This is a genomic window from Ruegeria arenilitoris (genome assembly GCF_013035315.1).
GTDB classification, from domain to species: Bacteria; Pseudomonadota; Alphaproteobacteria; order Rhodobacterales; family Rhodobacteraceae; genus Ruegeria; species Ruegeria arenilitoris_D.
The window spans coordinates 344750-368491 of the sequence record NZ_WQHP01000001.1; the positions used below are offsets into that span (position 1 = coordinate 344750).

A 23742-nucleotide genomic window follows, 5' to 3' on the forward strand; every position below is an offset into this window, starting at 1 on the left:
TTTCACTCTTTCGTCTCATGCTGACCTCAACAGAATAAGGAGAGCTGGGATGTCGCACGCAGATCTACTCAGAGAATGGTATTCCGAGGTTTGGGAAAACGGGAATACCGACGCCATCGATCAGTATTTCGCGCCGGACACCACGGCCGAGGGCCTTATTCCCGAAATGCAGGTTGGTGCGGACGATTTCCGCGACCTGGTCATGGCTTTCCGTCACATCCTGGGCGATATCAAGGTCGAGATGCCGAAGGTTGTTGAATATGGCGATTGGGTTTCGGCCATTATTCACCTGCGCATAACACGGGCCGATAATGGGGCCCCGCTGCAGGCCACTGGCAGCGTCTTTGGCCGGATCAAAGATGGCCGTATGGTCGAGGCGTATAACCAGTTCGACTTCATCTCGTTGTTTGAGCAGCTTGGGCAATTTCCGCAGGATACCCTTCCGGTATGCATGACGGGTCAACGTTTGGATTGGGCCTGAACGCCTTCGCAATCTTGACCCCTCTGGCGCTTACGCTGTAGCTAGTGCCATGGGGTAAGATTGCGAACACCCCGTGAGGCGTCAGCCCAAGTTTCGCATGGATCCGACAAAACCAGGAGACATGCTGTGCCCGCGCCCAACGCCATAACCCCAAAGCAATTGCTTAGGCTGATCGGAACACCCAAAGCACCAATACTCATCGACATCTGTATCGACGCGGATTTTGAGGCCGATCCATATCTGATCCCCAGCTCCATTCGCCATTCAGCGCAGGACGTCGAGGGGCTTGCGGCTTTGATTGCCGACCGCCCTGCTGTCGTGATTTGCCAAAAGGGTAAGAAACTCAGCCAGGCTGTTGTTTCGTTCCTGCGCAGCAGCGGCATTCAAGCTGAGTATCTTGAGGGCGGAATGGTCGCCTGGCGCGAAACAAAAGATGCGCCTCGTGTGCCCGCCTCGGCTCTGAAAACGCTGCGGCCAGAGGGCTCGCTTTGGATCACTCGGCATCGCCCAAAGATCGACCGCATTGCCTGCCCTTGGCTGATCCGTCGTTTTGTCGATCCCCGCGCCCGTTTCTTGTTCGTCGCGCCAACTGAAGTCGAGGCCGCTGCCGCCATCTTTGACGCGACCCCGTTCGATGTCGAGAATACCTTTTGGAGCCACCGACAGGACCGCTGCACCTTTGACACCATGCTGGACGAGTTCGCGCTGCACTCACCTGCGTTGGATAGGCTGGCGACCGTGGTGCGGGCAGCCGACACAAATCGACACGACCTCGCCCCCGAAGCAGCGGGTCTGCTGGCCGTATCGGTCGGCCTATCACGCCAATATCGCGATGACCACGAAGCATTGGCTGCGGGTATGCATCTGTATGATGCGCTGTACCGTTGGGCGCGGGATGGGTTCGAAGAGCGTCACGATTGGCCAACGGATCGCAAATCATGACACCAACACTGACGGATATGGTTCGCGTCTTTGGACGCATCGGCCTGCTGTCCTTCGGAGGGCCTGCCGCGCAGATTTCACTGATGCACCAGGAACTGGTGGAAAAACGCCCTTGGCTGGACGAACAGACCTACCTGCGCGCGTTGTCTCTGTGCATGCTGTTGCCCGGCCCCGAGGCGATGCAACTTGCCACCTATGCCGGTTGGCGGTTGCGCGGCGTGACCGGAGGGTTGATCGCAGGCGGCCTTTTTGTGCTGCCCGGCGCGCTAATCATCGCGGTCCTAGTCGCCCTATACGCCGCATTCGGCGATCTGCCCTTGGTGCAAGCTGGTTTTCTGGGCGTAAAGGCCACGGTGATCGTCATCGTGCTGCAGGCGCTCAGGAATCTGTCGCGCAAGGCTCTGACTGATACTGAGCATAGGGTCATCGCCGGTCTGGGCTTCATCGCCATCTTCGCCTTTGATCTGCCCTTCCCGCTGATCATTCTGGGGGCTGCGATATGGGGTTACCTCAGTTTCCGGGTTGATGCGCCCCCAAATGCTGTCCCGCCTGCCCCAAACGCCGCCCGACCGCTGCGCACCTGCGCTGTTTGGCTGACGCTGTGGTTGGGTCCTCTGGTCTTGCTAACTGTAACGGGACAGGACCTGTTAAGCGATCTGGGCTGGTTCTTTGCCCGCCTCGCCGTGGTCACCTTTGGCGGAGCATATGCTGTGCTGGCCTACATGACCCAGACCGTTGTCGATCAGTATCAGTGGATCACGACCGATCAGATGATCGACGCGCTGGGCCTTGCAGAAACAACGCCCGGCCCGTTGATCTTGGTGACTCAGTTCGTCGCCATGCTGACTGGACAGATCACAGGAGGCATGCCGCTGGCTCTGGCGGCCGGCGCGGTTGCGTTGTGGGCGACCTTTGTGCCCTGTTTTCTGTGGATTTTCCTCGCGGCGCCTTACCTGGACCACTTGGCCGCGCGCCCAAAGCTGTCTGCTGCGCTGCATGGGATAACGGCTGCGGTGGTCGGCGTGATTCTCAACCTTTCGGTGTGGTTTGCGCTGAACGTTCTTTTTGGAACGATCCCGCAAAAAACATGGGGCATCCTCAGCCTTCCGTGGCCCGAGCTCGCCACATTAAACCTGCAGGCTGTGGGGCTGACGATCGTGGCCGGGGTGTTGATATTCAAGCTAAAATTCGGCATGGGGTTGACGCTGGCCATAATGGCCGCGGCGGGACTCGGGTTGCATTTTCTTTAAACAATCCAACCACACGCGGTCTTTCGTTTCCCAAGGAATCGCCTATGCTTGGGGTAACCATTTTTGAGGATGACACATGCCGCAGGACATTGATTACGGAACCCTGATGCACACCGCGATGCGCGGGCTGATCCAGAAGGTTCTGACCAACGTGGCTGAAAACGGCCTGCCCGGGGCACATCATTTCTTCATCACGTTCGATACCCGGCAGGAGGGTGTGGAACTGGCGGATTGGCTGCACGATCGGTATCCCGAAGAAATGACAATCGTTATGCAGCACTGGTTCGAAAATCTTGAGGTGGGCGACGAAGGCTTTGCCATCACGCTGAACTTTGGAGATGCGCCCGAGCCGTTGTATATCCCCTACACCGCGATCAAGACCTTCGTGGACCCGTCCGTTGAATTTGGGCTACGGTTTGAAAGTTCTGAGGACGAGGATGAGATCGGAACTCATATCGTTGAAGAAACGATCGAGGTCGAGGAAACTCCGGTCCAGCATGATGCTGATGTGGTCTCGCTGGACAGTTTCAGAAAGTAAGTCCCGACAAAAAGCCCCCGCCACGCGCGGGGTTTACTGCTTCTCAAGGAAGGTTTCCACGGACCGCGACTTCACGCCATTGCGGAACCGCGAGAACGAAAGGTTCAAACCGCCTTCGGCCAGTGTTCGGTCGAACTGCTGAAGTTCATATCCGCCATTCTCATCAATGAACAACGAAAACACTGTCAGGGTTTGGCCTTCGATCCGACCCCAGACAAAGGGTTCGCCCTGCATTGGATCCAGAGGCACCTCATGCCCGAACACATTGCGCTTCATCGCGGCCGAGTAGACATCAGGGCGGCCAGACTCCTTGAAATCGATTGAAAAAGACTGCTCTTTGACACGGCCATCAGGTTTATAGGTCGTGGTCTTCCAGCTGACGTTGAAGCCGTCTTTCGTCTCGTGGATGGACACACTCATGTCCCGAGGCGTCTCGGTGCCATCATCATCTACGACATTGGCCGAACCGACGTAATCTCCGACAAATGGTTTGATGTCCCCCGCCTGCGCCTGAAGGGTCAGGCAAGCGGCCCAAAACAGTACGCCCAGAGCAATTGCAACCAGCCTTTGCGGGTGAATTCGGGAAATCAGGAGCACTTGACCCTCCGGTTCTGTGGTTTTGTCATTCTAGCCGAGCGCTGCGCGCACACAATGGCCCTAATGCCCGTCCGCAAAAGAAAAATGACGCACCCGTGCGCCTATACCTTTGGCGGTGTTGAGCTTATGGTGCGCCCAACTGGCCGATTGCGCGATGACACTGTCACGGGTAAATGGCATGCGACTGCATACAATACGGAGTAACCGATGTCTCAGACCCGCACCGAATCCGACAGCTTTGGCCCGTTGGAGGTTCCCGCCGACAAGTATTGGGGTGCTCAAACGCAACGTTCGATCATGAACTTCCCGATTGGCTGGGAAAAACAGCCCGTGGCCATCGTTCGCGCGTTGGGCGTGATCAAAAAGGCCTGTGCGATGGAGAACAAGTCCATTGGCAAGCTGGATGCAACGATCGCCGACGCGATTATTCAGGCTGCGGGTGAAGTGATTGAGGGCAAGTTTGACGACAACTTCCCTCTGGTCGTGTGGCAGACTGGTTCGGGTACGCAATCGAACATGAACTCGAACGAGGTCATCGCCAACCGCGCGATCGAGATTTTGGGCGGTGTAATCGGCTCGAAAGACCCGGTGCATCCAAACGATCACTGTAACATGGGGCAGTCGTCGAACGACACCTTCCCGACCGCGATGCATATCGCCACTGCGATGAGCGTGCGCGACGTGCTGATGCCGGGTCTTGAAAAGTTTGCTTCGGCTCTGGAAGCCAAGGCAAAAGAGTTTGCCGGCATCATCAAGATCGGTCGTACGCATACGCAAGACGCGACGCCACTGACACTGGAACAGGAATTCGGCGGTTATGCGCACCAGATTCGTCAGGGCATCGCCCGTGTCGAAGCCGCAATGCCCGGTATCTATGAACTGGCGCAAGGCGGCACCGCCGTTGGCACCGGTCTGAATACCCATAACGGCTGGGATGCGGCTGTCGCCAAGAACATGGCCGACATCACCGGCCTGCCCTTTGTAACCGCCCCCAACAAGTTCGAAGCCCTCGCCGCCCATGACGCGATGGTCTTTTTGTCGGGCGCTTTGGCGACAATTGCGGGCTCTTGCTACAAGATTGCCAATGACATCCGGTTCTTGGGCTCTGGTCCGCGTTCTGGGCTGGGTGAGCTGATCCTGCCAGAAAACGAGCCCGGTTCGTCCATCATGCCCGGTAAGGTGAACCCGACTCAGGCCGAGGCGCTGACGCAGGTCGCCGCGCATGTCATGGGCAACGACGCTGCGATGAAGTTTGCGGGCTCACAAGGCCACTTCCAGCTGAACGTTTATAACCCGATGATGTCGTACAACCTTTTGCAGTCCATCCAACTGCTGGGCGATGCCACCGACAGCTTTACCGAGCGGATGCTGCTGGGCATCAAGGCCAACGAGCCGCGCATCGATAAGCTGATGAAGGAATCGCTGATGCTGGTGACCGCGCTTGCGCCAACCATCGGGTATGACAACGCCACCACCGTCGCCAAGACGGCGCATAAGAACGGCACGACCCTCAAGGAAGAGGCTATCGCGCTGGGCTTTGTCGATGAAGATACCTTTGACGCGGTCGTTCGGCCCGAACACATGATCGGCCCGAAAGACTGATGGGCAAACCGGTCAACCTGAACCGGTTCAGAAAAGAAAAAGCGCGGGCCGAGAACAAGGCCCGCGCAGACCAAAACGCCGTGGCGTTTGGGCGAAACAAGGCTGAAAAGAACGCCGACAAGCTGCGGCAGGAAAAACAGAAGCGCGACCTCGATGGTCACGAACTGGATGAATGAGTGGCCGCCCCGTAAAACGCTCTTTGACACTCAAAGGGCATCGCACCTCGGTTTCGCTTGAGGATGAGTTCTGGCGTGCTTTCCGAGACATCGCGGAAGAGAAAAATCTACCGATCAACGCGTTAGCGGCTGATATTGACGTCGCGCGAGACCCTGAAACCGGACTAGCATCGGCCATTCGTGTGTTTGTCCTGAACTGGTATCGCGATCGCGGTTGATCCTTGCGACCAGAGGTTCTCATGGTGTACCGTACTCCAGAACAAAGTGGGAACACGCATGGCCGGCACCGTAAATGGACCAGATGGGAAACCGCGCTGCGCCTGGTGTCAGGCAGCGCCTGAGTTTTTTGAGTATCACGACCAGGAATGGGGCTACCCGCTCGGGGAAGACCAGCGCCTGTTCGAAAAGCTCTGCCTTGAAAGCTTTCAGTCAGGGCTGAGTTGGCGCACGATTTTGGCCAAGCGTGAGAACTTTCGCAAAGCGTTCAAAGGCTTTGAAATCAATGAAGTGGCGGCGTTTGATGATGCGGATGTAACGCGGTTACTGCAAGATGCAGGCATCATCCGCCACCGCGGCAAGATCGAGGCCGTCATCAACAACGCCCGCCGCGCACAAGAGCTGATCGCCGCCGAGGGGTCTCTGGCCGCCTATGTCTGGCGATATGAGGCAGAGGTGCCACCTGCCCCACAGACCGCCTCGACTTCGCCAGAATCCGTGGCGATGTCGAAAGACCTGAAGAAACGAGGATGGAAGTTCGTCGGCCCTACGACCGTGTTCGCCTTTATGCAGGCGATGGGTTTGGTGAATGACCACGCCACAGACTGCGTGATGCGGGAAAAAGCGGCGCGATTGCGCCGCGATTTCACCAAACCCGTCTAGCGCTTAGACAGACGCGCGGAAGATCTTGTCGATGTTCCCGCCCAAAGCCGAGTTGAATTCGGCATCGGATTGCTGTTTCGACAGACCCTCGGTCAAAGCACGCGAGAACGACGCGATCATTTTGCCGTTTTGCGCCAGAAGATCACAGGCCTGCTCGGTCGAATAGCCGCCGGACAGAGCCACCACACGCAGAACGCGCGGGTGATCGGCCAGGGCGTCATATAGGTCCGCTTTGCTGGGGATTGTCAGTTTGAGCATGACATCCTGTCCTTCGTCCAATTGGTCGAGGTTCTTCAGGATTTCCGCTTTCAGAATGTCTTCGGCTTCGGCCTTGGTGGTCGAGTTAATGTTCACCTCAGGCTCGACAATCGGAACCATGCCTGCGGCTACGACTTCACGCGCGACATCAAACTGCTGTGCAACAACCGCGGCGATGCCTTCGGCGTTGGCTTCGTGAATGACCGAACGCTCTTTGGTGCCGAACACACCTTCTGCTTTGGCGAGTGTGTCAGCAAGACCGGGAATGGATTTCATCATCTGAACGCCATTCGCTTGGTCTTCCAAGCCCTTGTCGATCTTGAGGAAAGGGACGATGCCCTTCACGGACCAGAGATAATCCGCAACCTTACGACCGTCGATCTCTTCGCCCAGAGTCCGCTCGAACAGGATCGCGCCGATCACTTTGTCCTTGGTGAAGTCATCCGCCAGGATGATCCGCGCGCGCATCTTCTGGATCTCGCCGAACATCTCTTCGTCCGAGCTGTATTCCGAAGCGTCCACGCCATAAAGCGCCAGCGCCTTCGGGGTCGAACCACCGCTTTGATCCAATGCTGCGATAAAACCTGCGCCGTTGGACATTTGTGCGCGCTGTTCTGCTAAGGACATAAGACTTTCCCGTTCAATATGATTCCGCATTTTCAAACCGCATACAGCAAGGCGATCAGCGATGGTAGTTTGTTAGCGCTCAACTACGCGCAACCAAATGCCGTCCTTCGACCGGACGGTCAAATGAGCCACAGGAACAGGCGTTTGGCCTTCGACCAGTTCGAACCGATAGTGCCTTAGCAGCATGGACAAAAGCAGCGGTCCTTCGATCATGGCGAACCCTGCCCCGGTGCACACCCGCGTGCCGGCTGAAAACGGAATGTAGGCATTACGTTGGCAGGTCTTGCCATTCTCGGTCTCCCACCGGGTTGGATCAAAGGCATCCGGGCGGTCCCATAGCCTTTCCTGCCGGTGCAGGTGCCACGGGCTGATGACAATTTGCGCACCTTTCGGCACGTCGCGATCGCGGAACCGCTCGGGACAGGTGGCCTCGCGCACCATCATGGGCACCGGGGGATAAAGCCGCAGTGCTTCACGGAACACATCCCGGCTAAGCTTTAGGTGGGACATGACCGCAAAGTCAGGCGTGTCGAGCGACACGGCCTCTCCGGCCAACCTGTCTTGCCATTCCGGGTACATAGCCATCAGATACAACGTCCAAGCCAGTGCCGAGGCGCTGGTTTCATGGCCCGCCAGAAAGAAGATGGCCACCTGATCGACCATTTCCTGCGTGTCAAAACCATGCCCGGTTTCAGGGTCACGGGTCGTCATGATCTTGGTCGCCAGATCATCAGGAGCTTGCCCCAGCGCGATCAGCTCAGCGCGCCCTGCCGTAAGATGCTGGATTAGCTTTATGATTTCATTGGCATTCTTCCGAGTGCGCCTTGAGTGAAGACGCGGTAGCCATTTTGGCAGCGGAACAAACGCCGCAAGGTTCAGAATAGGCTGCTCGCGTTGATAGCTACGGAACTTGTCAAAGACCTGAGCGGCCACCTCATGTTCAATAGGAACCGAAAACAACGTACGAAAAATGACATCCGCCGCGATATGGCTGGTGATCTCTTCGCATTCCACAACCGTACCGGCCTGCGGCTGCAATCGATCTACTGCGGCCTGACCTGCGGCGTGCATTGCCGCGAAAGTGTCCTTTAGCCGGCCGCCTTCAAATGCCGGGTCGATGATCCGACGCTGACGCTTCCAGGTTTCTCCATTTGTAAGGAACACCGAGTCCCCCAGCAACGGACGCAACCCTTCGCTGATCCGGTTTGATTTTGGGAAATCATCAGGGCGCTTTTTCAGCACGGTTTCAATGAGTTCCGGCTGGTTGATCAGGTATGATCGGAAGAATGGTGTGCGAAACTCGGCCATCCAGGCGCGGTACAGTCGTTGTGGTTGCGCCGACAGGATGTCCTTGCGGAACAGTTTCATGTACCGCCAGAGCGATACCTTGTCCGGACGTGGTGTGGGCTTGGGCGGCGTCATGCCTTCACCGTTGTGTATTTCGAGACCGCCTCTTCCACCCTGGATTTGGACGGCGCGCGACCCTGAAACCGTTGCCCTAAAGTTTGAGGCCCGGTCGTGATGCGGAAGTAGTCGTACCGTTCCGGGTTGTCGAAAGCACAAAGGTATTGGAAATGCAGGCGAAAGAACTTCCAGCGCAGGGCTTCCCACCGTTCGGGCGACAGCGTTTGGGTAAAGGCGGCGGACAGGACCAGCGGCCATTTTTTTTCCGCTCCTGCGACACCGCTTACAGCAACGGGGTCACATAAAGCGAACGAACACCCGTCCCCGGGGGCCGAGACATCTACCCAAGTCAGGTCGCCTTGCGCGGAAAGAAGCTGTAGGTCCGCCCGCAATTCCTGCGCATCTGGCAGGAATGAAACCATCGGCACCACCTGCCCCAAAGTCAGGAATGAAAGCTCTGGCCCATCGCCGCGCAACCCACCCTCACGGATTAGATCGGCCAAAACACTCACCCCCAGATGCGCGCCCGAGCTGTGACCGACGACCAGTACCTCATCCACATCCGACTGCAGCGCTTCGCGGATCAAAGCGGTAAAGCTGCGTAAACGCAGGCGAAGTTCGTCCGGCGTCTGGCCCCTGAGTTTTGCCGAGTAAGCGTAATCATGCATCAGGTAATAGGCGTAAAGCTTGCCGTCAAGCTTGCGAAACCAGCTCAGCAGCCCATATGCGGCAGCCACAGCCGGGATCATTCCAAACCAGCCCAGAAACGGCCGCAATAGCCACGACAGGACCAGTGTCAGGACAATCGCCAGCAACAACTGCGCCAAAAGCATGCCCACCGGGTACAGGGCCGCGATGACCGGCCCCTTACGCAACCGCATCAGGCGACGCAGCGCACCGGTCGAGATATAGGTCCACGCGGTTCGAAACAGCTGCAGATAAGTTGCAGGGATCGAATTGGACATGCTATCGCGCACGATATCGGACCAGACCAGAACATCCACGTCGGCCAATACTTCGACCCCGTCCTGCCGGGATGTCACATGCCAGCCATAGGGGCCACCCCCCGATTTGGCTGATACCGAAATCTGGTAGCCAGAGATCTCGGCCTGCAGGGCGCTTTCGGTGCGGTAAAGCTCGCGATAGCGGCGTGGCGGAATCGGGTCATAGCCGGGTATGTAGAATACCCGGCGTTTGCTCACCACTGGATGATTATTCCGACTGCTCATGGCCTTACCTTCTGCAGCGCAGGTTAGCGCAGGCTGAGCGTCAAGGTAAGTCGGATCAGCAGATCACCCGAAATTCGCCAATGCCGGGAACGTTTCCAGCAGCCACCAGCTGAACTCGGTGAACAGGCCGGTGATCAGCATGATGCCGACGAATAGCAGCAAGCCTCCCATCACCTTCTCGATCGTGCCCATGTAGGGTTTGATCCGGTTCATCACTGACATCGAGCGATTCAGGAACATTGCCGCCAGAAGGAACGGAATACCCAGACCCGCCGCATAGACACCCAGCAGCAACGTTCCACGCGCGACCGAGGCTTCGGACGCTGCAAGGGACAGGATCGCGCCAAGTTGGGGCCCAATACAAGGTGTCCAGCCAAACGCAAAAGCAAGTCCCAGGATGTACGCGCCAAACACGGACCCGCCGGAATCGCCGGTCTCAATCCGCGCTTCGCGATCCAGAAACGGGATGCGGAACACGTTCAGAAAGTGCAGACCGAATACGATCACCACCGCACCCGATAGCTTTGCGAACAATACCTGGTTCTGCAACACAAAGGCCCCGAAAGCGGATGCCGTGAACCCTAGCAGCAAAAACACCGTGGACAGGCCCAAAACAAAGAACAAAGCAGCCAGAGTGGCCTTACGCCGCGCCTGGGCCTGATCCTGCATCTCATGGATGGTCACACCGCTCATATACGCCAGATAAGGCGGAACGATGGGCAGCACGCAAGGGGACAGAAAGCTGATCAGGCCACCCAGCAGCGCGATGAACATGGCAGGCAGCAGGCCCGCGTCTATGATGTCAATTCCGAACATGCATCAGCACATATGTTACCTGAGCGCCATCGTCACGGGGCCATTCGGTCACATCCTCGTGGTTGCACGCTGGACACCGTGTCAAAGTGGAAATATCTGAACCCTATGTCAAATCCGTCAGAAACACTCGATGCGCTGGGACTTCTTTGTCCTCTGCCTGTGCTCAAAGCGCGTAAACGCCTGAAATCCATGCCTGCTGGGGCCGTGCTGCGTGTGCTGGCCGACGATCCTGCGGCTATTGTCGATGTCCCGCATTTCTGTGCGGAAAGCGGGCACCAGCTGCTGGCGCAAGAAGAGGCTGACGGGCATCAGATCTATCTGATCCGAAAATCCGACTGAGATTTCCAAAGAAAAAGGCGGGCACCTGGCCCGCCTTTTCTTGTTATTGACCCAACGACCACCAGCCGCGCCGTTTCGGCTTGGCGGGCTGCTCCGGTTCTTCGGCTAAAACCTCCAGAACGGGTTCGGGCGTCTCTTCGACCGCGACCTCCGCAGGTTCTTGCGGCTCATTGGCAACAACTTCCGCCACTAGTTCTGGCTGTTCTTCCTGAACAGGCTCACCCTCGGCCACTGTTTCGGCTTCGGTCACAGGCTCCTCGGCGGTGGCAACAGTCGGCTCCGCTTCTTCGGCGGATTCTACAGCCGCTTCTTCCGGCGCGGCCTCGGTCGTTGCCTCGGCAGGCGCATCCGTGTCTTCTGTTGCAACTTGTTCCGCAGCCTCTTCTGGAGCGGTTTCTTCCTCCGCTTCAACCGGTTCCGCGTCTTTCTTCTTGCGACGGGGTGCACGGCGGCGCTTGGGCTTGGCTGCCTTTTCCTCTTCCGCAGGCTCGGCGTTTTCACCCTCGGGTTTCGCCTCGTCTTCAGCTTCGGTTTTGGCCTCATCCGACGTCTCGGCAGCCGCTGCCTCACCCTCTTCGGTATTCACCCCAGGAGTTTCACCGGACCCATTGCTCTTTTTCCGACGACGACGGCGGCGCTTGCGCTTGGGCTTAGCCTCTTCTTCCGCCTGAACAGCTTCTTCTTCGACCTGTTCTTCTTCGTCTGCGTCAACAAGATCCATCAGGGACGCATCGACCGAGACAACGGGTGCGCTGGCTTCGGGAACAATCCGGCTGGCGGTCTTGAACTTCTCCATCGAGAAATCAGGGCTGACCAGATGCACGTCGCCTTCAACGCGTACGGACAGGCCATAGCGTGCCTCGATCTGCGCAATATGCTCACGCTTTTGGTTCATCAGGAAGTTGGCGATGCTGACCGGGCAACGGACCAGAACCTCACGCGAGCGGCGGCGTGTGCCTTCCTCTTCGATCTGACGCAGGATGGACAGCGCCATGTTGTCGTCCGAGCGGATCAGGCCAGTGCCATGACAGGCCGGGCATGGCTGCGTTGTCGCCTCAAGCATACCGGGGCGCAGACGCTGACGGCTCATCTCCAACAGGCCAAAGCCCGAGATTCGGCCAACCTGAATGCGCGCGCGGTCGGTTTTCAGCTTGTCCTTAAGGCGTTTTTCGACCGCCGTGTTGTTCTTGCGCTCGTCCATATCGATGAAGTCGATGACGATCAGACCCGCAAGGTCACGCAGACGCAGTTGGCGCGCCACTTCTTCAGCGGCCTCCAGGTTGGTTTTGAGGGCGGTTTCCTCGATCGAACCCTCTTTGGTCGCCCGACCCGAGTTCACGTCGATCGCCACCAGCGCTTCGGTCACGCCGATCACGATATAGCCGCCGGATTTCAACTGTACGGTCGGGTTGAACATCCCGGCCAGATAGCTTTCCACCTGATAGCGCGCGAACAGCGGCAGCGCGTCTTCATACCGTTTCACGTTCTTTGCGTGGGACGGCATGATCATCTTCATGAAGTCCTTGGCGATGCGGTAACCACCCTCGCCTTCGACCAATACTTCATCAATCTCGCGGTTATAGAGGTCGCGGATCGACCGTTTGATCAGATCGCCTTCCTCATAGATTTTCGCGGGTGCAATGGATTGTAGAGTCAGTTCGCGGATCTGCTCCCACATGCGCTGCAGGTATTCATAGTCTCGCTTGATCTCGGATTTGGTGCGCTTGGCGCCTGCAGTCCGAATAATCAGACCGGCGCCCGTGGGCACGTCGATATCCGCGGCGATTTCTTTCAGCTTCTTGCGATCCGGCGCGTTGGTAATCTTGCGGCTAATCCCGCCACCGCGCGCTGTGTTGGGCATCAGAACGCAATAACGACCCGCCAGCGACAGGTATGTGGTCAGCGCAGCGCCCTTGTTGCCGCGCTCTTCCTTGACGACCTGCACCAGCAGAACCTGGCGGACTTTGATGACTTCTTGAATCTTGTACCGGCGAGGGCGCGGTTTGCGCGGCGGGCGGATGTCTTCGCTGTCATCTTCGTCGGCCACGGATTCGATCGAGTCGTCTTTCTCAGTCGCATCTGAACGGGCTTCGGTCTCTTCACCGTCTTCGGCTTTCGCGTCTTCGTCGTCAGCGTCATCGGCCGCCTGAGCTTCCGCGGAGTCTTCTTGCTGTTCTTCAATAGCCTCTGCCGCCTCGGGTGCGGCTTCTTCTGCTACAGCTTCAGATGTTGCTGCCTGTTCAGATGCATCTTCAGCGACAGGCTCTTGCGCGTCTTCTTCGACCGTATCGACTACAGGCTCTTCAACCGCATCAGCCGCAGGTTCTTCGACCGCATCCTCTGGCTCTTCAACCGGTGTTTCAGCGACAAGCTCGACCGGAGAGGTGCCTTCGGGCACAGACACATCTGCCGCCTCTTCACCTTCATCCAGGTCAATTGTTTCCATTCCGGTGGGTTCGTTCGAAACCTCAATCGACTCGACCGCATCATCGGATTTTACATCCGCGGCCTTGGTCCGCGACCGCGAGCGGCGCTTCTTCGGCTTGGACTCTTCCGCCTCATCACGCGCCTTCATCGCCTCAGCGTAGGCGCGTTCTTCCTCCATCAGCGCCTCACGGTCAGCGACGGGGATTTGGTAGTAATCCGGATGAATCTCGGAAAACGCCAGAAAACCATGCCGGTTTCCGCCATAGTCCACAAAGGCCGCCTGCAGGGACGGCTCAACCCGAGTTACTTTTGCAAGGTAGATGTTGCCAGCAAGCTGGCGTTTGTTTTCGGACTCAAAATCGAACTCCTCGACCTTGTTTCCGTCAACCACCACGACGCGGGTTTCCTCCGCGTGGGTGGCATCGATAAGCATTTTCTTAGCCATGTGTCCTTGGTGCACCGCGCCAAACGCGTTGTCCTTACCCGTCCGGGAGGACAGGCGCTTTTGGGGTGGTGTCTTGTCAGGGCGATATCGGACGGCGCGCGGCAGGGTCTGGCGCTTTGGCCCCCTGCCCGTACACTCAATCGTTGCGCGCGCGTCATCGCGGTTCTTCTCCGACAGGCGCGACTCTGGCCGCTGCCCGCCCATTTATTCCTTTCGCCCGCATCTGCGGGCTCAGGCGTTCTACTGCCCCCATGGGGCACAATCGGTCTGCTTTGAGATGAAATACGATCACCTGCGGCAAAGCAGCGAAACTCAATGATTCGGGACTTAAGAGCGCAAAAATGGCTCGGCCCGTTCGGCTACAATAAAAGCAGTCCTGTGGAAAAGACAATGGGCAAACTACATCCCGCCCCTCCGAACTGGGCGCATGATCGCTTCATCTGGCTTAAAATACCTCGGGGGGTGAATTGGCCTACAAGGCCAAGAGGGGGGCTGGCCCCCCTCCCTTACAGATAATCCGAGCGTTGAAGCCCGTATTTCGCCATCTTCTCGTTCAACGTCCGGCGCGGCAGGCACAACTCATCCATGACAGATGCGATCGAGCCCTTGTGGCGACGCATCGTGTTGTCGATCAGCATCCGCTCGAACGCTTCCACGTATTCCTTGAGCGGCTTGCCTTCGGTCGTCATCACCGGCTGCATTTCCTCGTGATCGGACATCAATAGCGACGCAATCGTGCCCGAGCCTCGTCTGGATTGCAGAACCGCGCGTTCCGCGATGTTGATCAACTGACGAACGTTCCCCGGCCAGGGGGCTTGCAACAACTGAGCGGCCTCCTGAGCACTCACCTGCGGCGCTTCGCAGCCGTATTCTTCCGAGAACTGTTCGCTCAGCCGGGTAAACAGTGTCAGGATATCCTCTCCGCGCTGACGCAAGGGCGGCATGGTAATCCGAAGCGCTGCAAGGCGATAGAACAGGTCAGGTCGCAGAACGTCTTCGCTGGTCTTCCCCGCTTCCTGAAGGTTTGAGATTGCGATGATGCGCGTCTCGGCCGGGGTTCCCTGATCGTTCATTACGCTCAACAGGCGCGCCTGAAGCGTATCGCTCAGGGCCTCGACATCCTCCAGCACAAGGGTGCCACCACGCGCTTCTTCGATGGCGGGCAGTTGAGCGTCTTCAGGCATCATCGGGCCAAACAGCCGCTTGGACAGAGCCTCTTCTTCCAGTGCAGCGCAGGACACCAGAACGAATTTCTTACCCGCCCGGCTGCCTACAGCGTGCAGCGCGTGCGCGACCAGCGTCTTGCCCGTGCCCGTTTCGCCATCGATCAGCACATGACCGTCGGCCTGCCCCAGGTCGAGAATATCTTCGCGTAGACGCTCCATCACCGGGCTGGCGCCGATCAGCTTGTTCATGATCTGCGTACCACCGGACAACTCGCGCCGCAGCGCACGGTTGTCCAGTGTCAACCGGCGCGCGTTGCTGGCACGTTTGGCCAGTTCTGACATGCGGTCCGGGTTGAACGGTTTTTCCAGAAAATCAAACGCACCAACGCGCATGGCTTCAACCGCCATGGGTACGTCGCCATGGCCAGTGATCATGATGACCGGAAGAGTGCTGTCCGCCCCCATCAGCTTTTTCAGCAACTGGATGCCGTCCATTCCCGGCATCTTGATGTCCGAGATCACGATGCCAGGATACTCCGGCCCCAACACCTTGAGCGCATCCTCGGCGCTGGCAAAGGTCTCCGTGTCATATCCTGACAGTGCCAGCCACTGGCTGATCGACTGGCGCATGTCCTGTTCGTCATCCACAATGGCGATCTTCATGGCCTGTGCCATAATCATTCCTCGTTATTCCGCGGCTTCAAGGCCGTCGCTTCCAAGTATCGGCAGCTGCATTTCAAACACCGCCCCGCCTTGCGGGCTGTTGCGGGCAGTCAGCCGTCCGCCATGGTCGTTCACGATCCCGGATGAGATGGCAAGCCCCAGACCAACCCCGTCACCGGGCTGTTTGGTAGTATAGAACGGTTCGAACAGGTTTTCGATGTTCTCGATTCCATAGCCATTATCGCGCACGGTCAGCACCGCCATATCACCTGCCGCCAGTATGATTTCGACATCCGGCTCGCTTACCGATTTGGTGGCGTCCAGCGCATTGCGCAAGAGGTTCACCATGACCTGCTCGATCCGCATCCGGTCTCCCATGACCAGCACCGGTTCGTCCGGCAAGATCTGGGTGATCTTCACATGCCGCTGCCGCAGCTGCGGTTCCATCATGGACAAGGATGCAGCCAGCGCTTCGCTAAGATTTACAGGGGAAAACGCGTCCGCTCCCTTGCGTGCATAGGACTTGAGCTGCCGGGTAATTGCCCCCATCCTCTCAATCAGCCCATCGATCCGCCCAAAACTCGCCAGCGCCTCTTCCGAGCGGTTGCGCCGCAACAACAGGCGCGCTCCGGCGAGATAGGTTTTCATTGCAGCCAGAGGTTGATTGAGCTCGTGACTGACGGCAGCCGACATCTCGCCCAGAGCCGCCAATTTCGAGCTCTGCGCCAGCGTCTGCTCGGCAACTTCCAGCGTCTTTTCAACCCGTTCCCGTTCAGCAATTTCCCGCTTTAGCCTTGTGTTCAATGCGCGAAGCTCTGCCGACTCGCGTTGGAACAAGGCCATGCGGAACGTGGCGCGGCGGCTAAGCGCGTAGAAGGTCAGCGCCAGGAGAATCGCAAAGCCCATGATCTCGAGCGCGATGACGCTGTTCACCTTCTCTCGAATCGACTGGTAGGTGGTGAATGAAGTCATTTTCCATCCCCGGAACGGGATGCGCGTCTCCATCCGCATCACCGCTTCGCCCTGCAGGTACGCATCAGGCGGAAGCGCTGTCCAATCCGTCGTGGCGCGAATTGCACGCTGAATTGCCCCTTCCGGAGGCTGACGAAGCATCGCGGCGTTTTCCTCAAGACCGCGCCATTGCGGTTCGGTGGTCAGAATAATGGCCCCAGTGCTGTCGGTCACCATCACCGCATCAGAGATACCGGCCCAAGCGCGTTCGAATTTCTGCAGGTCGACCTCGACCACGATGACGCCCAAAATCTCAGAGTTGGCTTCGATTCTACGTGAATAGACAAAGCTGTAGCCGCCGGATTCGGTCTGGATCACGGTAAAGATCGTCGAGTTCGAGCGGATCGCGTCGATGAAATAGGGCGAACTTCGATGCGCCTCGCCCAACCGCGCCCGGTCCGTTGCGGCAACGGAACGCCCGTCCCCGTCCAACAGCATCAGTGACGCTGCGCCGATCTCTTCGACGAACGAGATCAGACGCTGGGTAGACAGCGAGAAGTCACTGGATTGCAGCGCAGAAATAAGGGTGGGATCGCGGGCCAGAAGCTGGGGAACGATGGCGTTTCTACGCAGTTCGCTCAGCAGGTTCCCGGAATACAGGGCCAGACGCACCTCGGCGCGGTTGCGCGTGGACTCGGTAAAACGGTCGGTCAGCAGCCGGTTGGTCACATAAACCGTTGTGACCGTTGCGAACAGCAAAAGAAAGACCGCCGCCCGCAGCCGCCAACCCAATGGCGCGCCGCGGAGTGGTTTTGTCAGAAAGGACCAGCCAGAGCGAACTTCAGAACTCATCCCGGAAAGTTACGCGGGCTGAAGCTCAAGCTCAAGTCACGCCGGAGCAAGAACGCCAGGCAATGCGCGGAACAACGCCGCCCCATCGGTGCCACCGTGACCTTCGTCTGCCGCGCGTTCCGGGTGTGGCATCATCCCCAGCACCCTGCGGTTCTCGGACAGGATACCGGCGATGTCGCCAACCGAGCCGTTCGGATTCTCGGTATAGGTGAACGCAATGCGATCCTGGTCTTTCAGTTTTGCCAGCGTCGCATCATCTGCGAAATAGTTGCCGTCATGGTGCGCGATTGGGATACCGATCACATCGCCAGCGTTATAGCCTTCGGTAAAGGCGCTGTCGCTGGTTTCTACTTTCAGGCCGACCGTGCGGCAGATGTATTTCAGACCGGCATTGCGCAGCAGCGCACCGGGCAGGATGCCGGTTTCGGTCAGGATCTGAAACCCGTTGCAGACGCCAAAGGCGTAACCGCCGCGCTCCGTATGCTCGACGACAGCCTTGCAGATCGGCGATTGCGCGGCGATAGCGCCACAGCGCAGGTAGTCGCCGTAGGAAAAACCGCCCGGCACACCGACGATGTCCACGCCTGCAGGCAATGCGGCATCCTTGTGCCAGACCATATCGACCTGAAAACCCGCCTGTTCAAAAGCGACGGCAAGATCACGGTCACAGTTGGACCCAGGGAATACGATGACAGCTGCGCGCATGGCGGGCCCTCCTACGAGACAAAATCGGTGACCACGGCAACACCTGGCGGTGTTGGATGATCGAAAGCGGCAAGTTCATCACTTACCTGATTCAGAGATATTTTTCGCGTCACGAGTGGGCTCAGATCAACAGACCCGCCAGAAATCAGCGAAACAAGTGAAGGATATCGCCAGCTTGGCATACCCCGCGTTCCATAGACAGCCAACTGACCCGAGTACAGAACGTCCATCGGCAGGGACATCTCGGCGTGATCGCCGGTTGGCATTCCGATCTGCACCATACGGCCCAGTTTCCGCAAGGATTTAAGAGCACTTACGGTGGTGGTTTCAATCCCCAACGCTTCAATCGCGACATGCGCGCCGCCGCCCGTGATGTCCTTGACGGCCTGAGGCGCGTCACCTGTTGCAGAATTTACCACCGCGTCGGCGCCAAGGCTTTTGGCATAGGTCAGTTTGTTGTCGGCAATATCAACCACGACGACGCGCGCGCCCAGTGCCTTGCCGAGCAACAACGCGGAAACCCCAACGCCACCTCCGCCGAACACGGCCAGCCATTCTCCGCCCTGCAACTGCGCACGCCCGACCAACGCCTGCCACGCTGTTGTGACGCGGCACCCGAGCGCCGCAGCAATTTCCGGAGCAAGCGTATCGGGAAGCGCGGTCAGATTGGCATCTGCATGTGCAACAGCGATGTATTCGGCAAAGGCCCCGTCACAGGTAAATCCGGGCACAACCTGATCGGCGCAGATGGTCTGATGACCTTGCGCGCAATCCGGGCAGTGACCGCAGGCCAGAATAAAGGGCGCGATCACCCTGTCCCCGACCTTCCAACGGCTGACACGCGGGCCGACTGCAACAACCTCGCCGCAGTATTCATGCCCAGGGGTCATGGGAAGAACGACATCGGGGTCCGAGCCTGACCATGCATGCCAATCCGAACGGCAAACGCCGCAGGCCAGCACACGGACGACGACGCCGTCTTCTGCTGGTTCCGGGGCAGCAACGGTCGTCAGCTCCAGGGGCTGACGATAGGTGATCAGACGCGCAGCCCGCATCGGCTCAGACCAGTTCGATCTCGTAACGCTCGATGACGGTGTTGGCCAACAGCTTTTCGCACATCTCGGTGATGTCCGCCTCGGTCGCGCCGTCTGCCAGTTCAAGGTCGATGACTTTGCCCTGACGCACGCCTTCGACCTGATCAAAGCCCATTGCACCCAATGCGTGACGCACCGCCTCACCCTGCGGGTCCAGAACCCCGTTCTTGAGCATCACATGCACACGTGCTTTCATTCTCGCATCTCCAGCTGAGGGCCTAAGTTCGGACCCGTTCCGTTGCGCGGGGGATAACCTGCCGATGGGCGCTCGACAACCCTTGTCAGCACGCAGTTTGCCGCAGTCCGGTCAGATCAGCCGCCCCCTGTGAGCCCCGGATAATGCTTATCGATTGCGTCAAACGTGCCGGTCAGAACCATTTCCACGGCAACGGCGACAAGAATGATGGCCATAACCCGCGTGATTACGTTGATCATGGTTGGTCCAAAGAACTTGGAAATCGGGTCCGCAAACAACAATCCGACCCCAACAATGGCGCAGGCGATCAAGACAGCCGAGCCCAGTGTCACGATCTCGGCCCCATCTGAAAGGGTATGAGCAAAGACAATCGTAGTCGCAATCGTACCCGGCCCAATCGTCAGTGGAATGGCCAGAGGCACGACGGCAATGTTGCTTTTCTTCTTGTGTCCCTCTTCGGCTGCCTTCTGATCCCCTTGCGGCGGGTCTGAGGCGTTCAGCATGGACATCCCTACCCCCAGAATGATCAAGCCACCCGCGATCCGAAAGGACGGTATGTCGATGCCAAAGATCGCCAGGATTTCTTCACCGACCACCACTGAGATCAAGGCGACCGTCACAACGGTTCCGGTCACGACCAGCGCCACGCGTTTGCGCTCGGCCGGTGAATAGCCTTCGGTCATGCTCAGAAAGATCGGGATCCCGTATAGCGGGTTGAAAATCGCCAGCAGAGCCGCGAGGAATTTCAGAAAGACTGCCTGGTCGAACAATTCAGCCATTGATGTGGTCACCGTCCAATAGTTCCACCCGACAATGAGAGACAATTGAACTCACTGTCAATTTTGCCGCGCAAAGAAAAAGCGCCGCGGGTTTTTTCGCGACGCTTTTGCTTGTTTGGTGACCGGTACAGCGATCAGTTAATCAAAGTCGGTTTATTCACGTTGCTCTGCGGCAGAACACCAAGACGGCGCGCGACCTCGGAATATGCGTCCGTCAGGTTGCCAAGGTCGCGGCGGAACACATCCTTGTCCAACTTCTGGCCGGTTTCGATGTCCCATAGGCGGCAGCTGTCGGGGCTGATTTCATCCGCCACAATCAGGCGCTGGAAATCCCCGTCATACACGCGGCCGATCTCAATCTTGAAATCGACGAGACGAATACCGACCGCCAGCATCACACCGCTCATGAAATCGTTGACGCGCAGTGCAAGGCTCAGGATGTCGTCCATGTCCTGCTGACCGGCCCAGCCAAACGCGGCGATGTGTTCCTCGGTGACCAGCGGGTCACCCAAGGCGTCGTCTTTGTAGCAATATTCCACGATCGGACGCGGCAGCTGAGTGCCTTCGGCAATGCCCAGACGTTTTGAGATCGAACCAGCCGCATAGTTGCGGACGATGACCTCAAGCGGGATGATCTCGCAGTTACGCACCAGCTGTTCGCGCATGTTCAGACGACGAATAAAGTGCGTAGGCACGCCAATCTGGTTAAGGCCGGTCATGAAGAACTCGCTCAGGCGGTTGTTCAGCACGCCCTTACCGTCGATGACATCCTTCTTTTCCGCATTGAATGCGGTAGCATCATCCTTGAAATACTGCACGATCGTGCCCGGTTCGGGGCCTTCATACAGAATCTTCGCTTTGCCTTCGTAGATCTTTTTGCGACGCGCCATGTGCCACCTTTCCGGTCCGGTGCGAGGGAATGAGTCCCTTCGCGTTGGCGCCCTCATAGTCCAAGCCCCCCTTTCCCGCAAGTTCAGCACGCCGAGAGGCTTTGACGCAGCGCAAATCCCTTGCACAGGCGCTCAGCTATGGTCATATCATCAGGAAACAGAATGTAATCCATGAGGTCCCCAACCAATGACCACTTTTGACGAACGCGAAAACGCTTTTGAGGCCAAATTCGCCCATGATGAAGAAATGCAGTTCAAGGCTCAGGCGCGCTGCAACAAGATGCTGGGCCTGTGGGCGGCAGAAAAGCTGGGCAAGACCGGCGACGAAGCGGAAGCGTATGCCAAAACCGTGGTGATCGCCGATTTCGAAGAGGCCGGCCACGAAGATGTGGTTCGCAAGGTATCGGGCGATCTGGGCTCGCTGTCTTCGGATGACGAGATCCGCGCCAAAATGGCCGAGCTTCTGCCCGAGGCCAAAGCTCAGGTCATGAGCGAAACCGAGTAACCAAAAATCCAACTCATGATCTTCATGAGTTTTATGAATTTGATTTGATGCCCCGGTCATGAGACACGGGGCGTCTCTATTTCTAACGGCCAAAAACGGCCCTTTGGGAATGCCCCCATGACTAACGCGCTCAATAAACTTCTGGAAACAAAAGACGCTTTGCTGGCCGATGGGGCCACGGGCACGAACTTGTTCAACATGGGTCTGCAATCGGGTGACGCGCCCGAGCTGTGGAATGTCGAGGCTCCGGACAAGATCCGGGCCCTGTATCAAGGGTCGGTTGACGCAGGCAGTGACCTGTTCCTGACCAATACGTTCGGGGGCACCTCGGCGCGTCTGAAGCTGCATGATGCGCAAAACCGCGTTGGCGAGTTGAACCGGATCGGCGCTGAACTTGGCCGCGAGGTGGCCGATAAGGCCGGTCGCACCGTTGTTGTCGCCGGATCAGTTGGCCCGACCGGTGAGATTATGGAGCCTGTCGGCAGCCTGTCCCACGAAGGCGCGGTCGAGATGTTCCACGAACAAGCCGAAGCCCTTAAGGCCGGCGGTGTTGATGTTCTGTGGGTCGAAACCATCAGCGCACCCGAAGAGTTCAAAGCCGCTGCCGAAGCGTTTGCCCTGGCCGATATGCCGTGGTGCGGCACCATGAGCTTTGACACCGCAGGGCGCACCATGATGGGTGTAACCTCGGCTGATCTGGCGCAACTGGTGGAAACCCTTCCAAACCCACCGATTGCCTTTGGGGCCAACTGCGGCACTGGTGCATCGGACATTCTGCGCACGGTATTGGGCTTCGCGGCACAAGGAACGGAACGCCCTGTGATCTCCAAAGGCAACGCAGGCATTCCCAAATACGTTGACGGTCACATCCACTACGACGGCACGCCCGAGTTGATGGGGCAATATGCGGCCATGGCACGGGACGCGGGCGCTACGATCATCGGCGGATGCTGCGGCACCATGCCCGATCACCTGCGCAAGATGCGTGAGGCGTTGGACACAACCAACCGCGGAACGCGCCCAACTCTGGATCAGATTACGGACGCGTTGGGACCATTCTCGTCGGCTTCTGACGGCACCGAAGAGGGCGCGGCAGTGCCTGAGCGGCGCACGCGCCGCCGCCGTCGGGCTTAATTCGGTTAGCGCCCCTCAAAATTCGGGGGGCGTTTTTCCATGAAGGCCACCACCCCTTCAGCAAAATCACGAGAGCGTCCGCATTCGCCCTGCAGATGGGCCTCGACCTCCAGTTGCTGTGGCAGCGTGTTGTCGTAGGTGCCGCGGATCGCCTTCTTGATTGCTCCAAACGCGGCCGTCGGACCATTGGCTAGATACGCTGCGCGTTTGCGCCAATGGGCGTCAAACTCGGCATCGGGAATAGCTTCCCAGATCATTCCCCACTCATCCGCCTGCCGGGCGCTGATCTTGTCGGCAAAAAGGGCGGCCCCCATCGCCTTGGCAAAGCCCATCTGACGCGGCAGGAACCAGGTCCCGCCCGCATCAGGCATCAGACCTATGCGTGAAAATGCCTGCAGGAAATACGCGCTTTCGGCCGCAATCACGACGTCTGCGCTTAGCGCTATGTTTGCCCCTGCCCCCGCCGCAGGTCCATTGACGGCAGCGATGGTCGGAACCGGACAGTTATAAATGGATTCCAGCATTGGATCGTATTCGTCGCGCAGGGTCCGTTCGATATCGAGCTTTCCGGTCGTCGAGGAGTCGCCCAAATCCTGACCCGAACAAAACGCCTGTCCGGCACCCGTCAGCACGATGGCCCGAGTATGGCGAGCAGCATGGGTCATCGCATGGGTGACCTCGGCCCGCATCTGAGCCGTCAACGCATTCATCTTGTCAGGTCGGTTCAGGGTCACCACTGCCAAATTGTCAGTGATTTCAAACCGTATCGCCTCATAATCCATGTCGTCCTCTCCCAT

At 58.1% G+C, this 23742-nt stretch carries 25 protein-coding genes; 11 read left to right on the top strand and 14 right to left on the bottom strand.

What is annotated here, in order from left to right; genetic code table 11:
* Window positions 1-49: 49 nt before the first annotated feature.
* From GOV53_RS01715 to GOV53_RS01730, 4 genes are all read left to right on the top strand, one after another.
* Window positions 50-481 carry an ester cyclase gene (locus GOV53_RS01715; RefSeq protein WP_170463793.1) on the top strand — a complete coding sequence of 144 codons (432 nt, stop codon included), beginning with the start codon at window positions 50-52 and terminating at the stop codon, window positions 479-481.
* Between the two features lie 126 nt (window positions 482-607).
* Entirely contained in the window at window positions 608-1423 is an 816-nt protein-coding gene (locus GOV53_RS01720) for a chromate resistance protein ChrB domain-containing protein (protein ID WP_170463795.1), read from the top strand.
* Window positions 1420-2673 (top strand): chromate efflux transporter, encoded by a 1254-nt coding sequence (gene chrA / locus GOV53_RS01725; RefSeq protein WP_170463798.1) that lies wholly within the window; start codon window positions 1420-1422, stop codon window positions 2671-2673. Before GOV53_RS01720 ends, chrA begins: the two co-directional genes overlap by 4 nt.
* A gap of 76 nt (window positions 2674-2749) precedes the next feature.
* Entirely contained in the window at window positions 2750-3211 is a 462-nt protein-coding gene (locus tag GOV53_RS01730; protein WP_170463800.1) for an SspB family protein, read from the top strand.
* Between the two features lie 33 nt (window positions 3212-3244).
* Here GOV53_RS01730 and GOV53_RS01735 read toward each other — a convergent pair whose 3' ends face one another.
* On the bottom strand, window positions 3245-3802 hold the full coding sequence (locus tag GOV53_RS01735; RefSeq protein ID WP_174823332.1) for a hypothetical protein: 558 nt from the start codon (window positions 3800-3802) through the stop codon (window positions 3245-3247).
* Window positions 3803-4015: 213 nt separating this feature from the next.
* On the opposite strand from GOV53_RS01735, the gene fumC reads away from it, so the two are divergent.
* Genes fumC through GOV53_RS01755 form a run of 4 tightly spaced genes read left to right on the top strand, consistent with a single transcriptional unit; the run spans window position 4016 to window position 6465 of the window.
* Window positions 4016-5410: a class II fumarate hydratase gene (fumC, locus tag GOV53_RS01740; RefSeq protein WP_170463804.1), complete on the top strand. Its 1395-nt coding sequence runs from the start codon at window positions 4016-4018 to the stop codon at window positions 5408-5410.
* Complete coding sequence (locus GOV53_RS01745; RefSeq protein WP_170463806.1) at window positions 5410-5586, top strand: DUF4169 family protein; 177 nt, start codon at window positions 5410-5412, stop codon at window positions 5584-5586. The genes fumC and GOV53_RS01745 overlap by 1 nt, the downstream gene beginning before the upstream one ends.
* Complete coding sequence (locus GOV53_RS01750; protein ID WP_170463808.1) at window positions 5583-5804, top strand: ribbon-helix-helix domain-containing protein; 222 nt, start codon at window positions 5583-5585, stop codon at window positions 5802-5804. The genes GOV53_RS01745 and GOV53_RS01750 overlap by 4 nt, the downstream gene beginning before the upstream one ends.
* Before the next feature lie 58 nt (window positions 5805-5862).
* Entirely contained in the window at window positions 5863-6465 is a 603-nt protein-coding gene (locus GOV53_RS01755) for a DNA-3-methyladenine glycosylase I (RefSeq protein WP_170463810.1), read from the top strand.
* Between the two features lie 3 nt (window positions 6466-6468).
* On the opposite strand, the gene GOV53_RS01760 is transcribed toward GOV53_RS01755, so the two are convergent.
* From GOV53_RS01760 to GOV53_RS01775, 4 genes are all read right to left on the bottom strand, one after another.
* Window positions 6469-7350, bottom strand: a complete 882-nt coding sequence (locus GOV53_RS01760; protein ID WP_170463812.1) for a fructose bisphosphate aldolase — start codon at window positions 7348-7350, stop codon at window positions 6469-6471.
* A 72-nt stretch (window positions 7351-7422) separates the two neighbouring features.
* Window positions 7423-8772 carry a cytochrome P450 gene (locus GOV53_RS01765; RefSeq protein WP_170463814.1) on the bottom strand — a complete coding sequence of 450 codons (1350 nt, stop codon included), beginning with the start codon at window positions 8770-8772 and terminating at the stop codon, window positions 7423-7425.
* Window positions 8769-9983, bottom strand: a complete 1215-nt coding sequence (locus GOV53_RS01770; RefSeq protein ID WP_170463816.1) for a hypothetical protein — start codon at window positions 9981-9983, stop codon at window positions 8769-8771. Before GOV53_RS01770 ends, GOV53_RS01765 begins: the two co-directional genes overlap by 4 nt.
* Before the next feature lie 63 nt (window positions 9984-10046).
* Entirely contained in the window at window positions 10047-10799 is a 753-nt protein-coding gene (locus GOV53_RS01775; RefSeq protein ID WP_170425098.1) for a cytochrome c biogenesis CcdA family protein, read from the bottom strand.
* A 105-nt stretch (window positions 10800-10904) separates the two neighbouring features.
* Here GOV53_RS01775 and GOV53_RS01780 point away from each other — a divergent pair, with 105 nt between their 5' ends.
* Window positions 10905-11138 (top strand): sulfurtransferase TusA family protein, encoded by a 234-nt coding sequence (locus GOV53_RS01780; RefSeq protein WP_170463818.1) that lies wholly within the window; start codon window positions 10905-10907, stop codon window positions 11136-11138.
* A gap of 43 nt (window positions 11139-11181) precedes the next feature.
* Here the strand turns inward: GOV53_RS01780 and GOV53_RS01785 are convergent, their stop codons facing one another.
* The 8 genes from GOV53_RS01785 to purC form a co-directional block, all read right to left on the bottom strand.
* Window positions 11182-14010 (bottom strand): Rne/Rng family ribonuclease, encoded by a 2829-nt coding sequence (locus GOV53_RS01785; protein ID WP_170463820.1) that lies wholly within the window; start codon window positions 14008-14010, stop codon window positions 11182-11184.
* 506 nt (window positions 14011-14516) lie between these two features.
* Window positions 14517-15851 (bottom strand): sigma-54-dependent transcriptional regulator, encoded by a 1335-nt coding sequence (locus tag GOV53_RS01790; RefSeq protein ID WP_108858689.1) that lies wholly within the window; start codon window positions 15849-15851, stop codon window positions 14517-14519.
* Between the two features lie 12 nt (window positions 15852-15863).
* The gene (locus tag GOV53_RS01795; RefSeq protein WP_170463822.1) at window positions 15864-17642 is read right to left on the bottom strand and encodes a sensor histidine kinase; all 1779 of its coding nucleotides are present in this window, start codon (window positions 17640-17642) and stop codon (window positions 15864-15866) included.
* Between the two features lie 36 nt (window positions 17643-17678).
* Window positions 17679-18347, bottom strand: a complete 669-nt coding sequence (gene purQ, locus GOV53_RS01800) for a phosphoribosylformylglycinamidine synthase subunit PurQ (protein ID WP_170463824.1) — start codon at window positions 18345-18347, stop codon at window positions 17679-17681.
* Between the two features lie 11 nt (window positions 18348-18358).
* Window positions 18359-19402, bottom strand: a complete 1044-nt coding sequence (locus tag GOV53_RS01805; protein WP_170463826.1) for a zinc-dependent alcohol dehydrogenase family protein — start codon at window positions 19400-19402, stop codon at window positions 18359-18361.
* Window positions 19403-19406: 4 nt separating this feature from the next.
* On the bottom strand, window positions 19407-19637 hold the full coding sequence (gene purS, locus GOV53_RS01810; protein ID WP_170354098.1) for a phosphoribosylformylglycinamidine synthase subunit PurS: 231 nt from the start codon (window positions 19635-19637) through the stop codon (window positions 19407-19409).
* Window positions 19638-19753: 116 nt separating this feature from the next.
* Complete coding sequence (locus GOV53_RS01815; RefSeq protein ID WP_170463828.1) at window positions 19754-20416, bottom strand: MarC family protein; 663 nt, start codon at window positions 20414-20416, stop codon at window positions 19754-19756.
* Window positions 20417-20550: 134 nt separating this feature from the next.
* A complete protein-coding gene (purC, locus tag GOV53_RS01820) occupies window positions 20551-21306 on the bottom strand; it encodes a phosphoribosylaminoimidazolesuccinocarboxamide synthase (RefSeq protein WP_170425116.1) in 756 nt (251 codons plus the stop codon).
* A 187-nt stretch (window positions 21307-21493) separates the two neighbouring features.
* Here purC and GOV53_RS01825 point away from each other — a divergent pair, with 187 nt between their 5' ends.
* Entirely contained in the window at window positions 21494-21811 is a 318-nt protein-coding gene (locus GOV53_RS01825) for a DUF1476 domain-containing protein (RefSeq protein WP_170425119.1), read from the top strand.
* A gap of 117 nt (window positions 21812-21928) precedes the next feature.
* Window positions 21929-22945, top strand: a complete 1017-nt coding sequence (gene bmt, locus GOV53_RS01830; RefSeq protein WP_170463830.1) for a betaine--homocysteine S-methyltransferase — start codon at window positions 21929-21931, stop codon at window positions 22943-22945.
* Window positions 22946-22950: 5 nt separating this feature from the next.
* Here the strand turns inward: bmt and GOV53_RS01835 are convergent, their stop codons facing one another.
* A complete protein-coding gene (locus GOV53_RS01835; RefSeq protein WP_170463832.1) occupies window positions 22951-23727 on the bottom strand; it encodes an enoyl-CoA hydratase-related protein in 777 nt (258 codons plus the stop codon).
* Between the last annotated feature and the right edge of the window lie 15 nt (window positions 23728-23742).

Excerpts from the sequence above, each read along its gene's own strand:
- GOV53_RS01715 (WP_170463793.1), top strand. The coding sequence starts at position 50 with ATGTCGCACGCAGATCTACTCAGAGAATGGTATTCCGAGGTTTGGGAA.
- chrA (WP_170463798.1), top strand. The coding sequence starts at position 1,420 with ATGACACCAACACTGACGGATATGGTTCGCGTCTTTGGACGCATCGGC.
- GOV53_RS01730 (WP_170463800.1), top strand. The coding sequence starts at position 2,750 with ATGCCGCAGGACATTGATTACGGAACCCTGATGCACACCGCGATGCGC.
- fumC (WP_170463804.1), top strand. The coding sequence starts at position 4,016 with ATGTCTCAGACCCGCACCGAATCCGACAGCTTTGGCCCGTTGGAGGTT.
- GOV53_RS01745 (WP_170463806.1), top strand. The coding sequence starts at position 5,410 with ATGGGCAAACCGGTCAACCTGAACCGGTTCAGAAAAGAAAAAGCGCGG.
- GOV53_RS01750 (WP_170463808.1), top strand. The coding sequence starts at position 5,583 with ATGAGTGGCCGCCCCGTAAAACGCTCTTTGACACTCAAAGGGCATCGC.
- GOV53_RS01755 (WP_170463810.1), top strand. The coding sequence starts at position 5,863 with ATGGCCGGCACCGTAAATGGACCAGATGGGAAACCGCGCTGCGCCTGG.
- GOV53_RS01760 (WP_170463812.1), bottom strand. The coding sequence starts at position 7,350 with ATGTCCTTAGCAGAACAGCGCGCACAAATGTCCAACGGCGCAGGTTTT.
- GOV53_RS01765 (WP_170463814.1), bottom strand. The coding sequence starts at position 8,772 with ATGACGCCGCCCAAGCCCACACCACGTCCGGACAAGGTATCGCTCTGG.
- GOV53_RS01770 (WP_170463816.1), bottom strand. The coding sequence starts at position 9,983 with ATGAGCAGTCGGAATAATCATCCAGTGGTGAGCAAACGCCGGGTATTC.
- GOV53_RS01775 (WP_170425098.1), bottom strand. The coding sequence starts at position 10,799 with ATGTTCGGAATTGACATCATAGACGCGGGCCTGCTGCCTGCCATGTTC.
- GOV53_RS01780 (WP_170463818.1), top strand. The coding sequence starts at position 10,905 with ATGTCAAATCCGTCAGAAACACTCGATGCGCTGGGACTTCTTTGTCCT.
- GOV53_RS01785 (WP_170463820.1), bottom strand. The coding sequence starts at position 14,010 with ATGGCTAAGAAAATGCTTATCGATGCCACCCACGCGGAGGAAACCCGC.
- GOV53_RS01790 (WP_108858689.1), bottom strand. The coding sequence starts at position 15,851 with ATGGCACAGGCCATGAAGATCGCCATTGTGGATGACGAACAGGACATG.
- GOV53_RS01795 (WP_170463822.1), bottom strand. The coding sequence starts at position 17,642 with ATGAGTTCTGAAGTTCGCTCTGGCTGGTCCTTTCTGACAAAACCACTC.
- purQ (WP_170463824.1), bottom strand. The coding sequence starts at position 18,347 with ATGCGCGCAGCTGTCATCGTATTCCCTGGGTCCAACTGTGACCGTGAT.
- GOV53_RS01805 (WP_170463826.1), bottom strand. The coding sequence starts at position 19,402 with ATGCGGGCTGCGCGTCTGATCACCTATCGTCAGCCCCTGGAGCTGACG.
- purS (WP_170354098.1), bottom strand. The coding sequence starts at position 19,637 with ATGAAAGCACGTGTGCATGTGATGCTCAAGAACGGGGTTCTGGACCCG.
- GOV53_RS01815 (WP_170463828.1), bottom strand. The coding sequence starts at position 20,416 with ATGGCTGAATTGTTCGACCAGGCAGTCTTTCTGAAATTCCTCGCGGCT.
- purC (WP_170425116.1), bottom strand. The coding sequence starts at position 21,306 with ATGGCGCGTCGCAAAAAGATCTACGAAGGCAAAGCGAAGATTCTGTAT.
- GOV53_RS01825 (WP_170425119.1), top strand. The coding sequence starts at position 21,494 with ATGACCACTTTTGACGAACGCGAAAACGCTTTTGAGGCCAAATTCGCC.
- bmt (WP_170463830.1), top strand. The coding sequence starts at position 21,929 with ATGACTAACGCGCTCAATAAACTTCTGGAAACAAAAGACGCTTTGCTG.
- GOV53_RS01835 (WP_170463832.1), bottom strand. The coding sequence starts at position 23,727 with ATGGATTATGAGGCGATACGGTTTGAAATCACTGACAATTTGGCAGTG.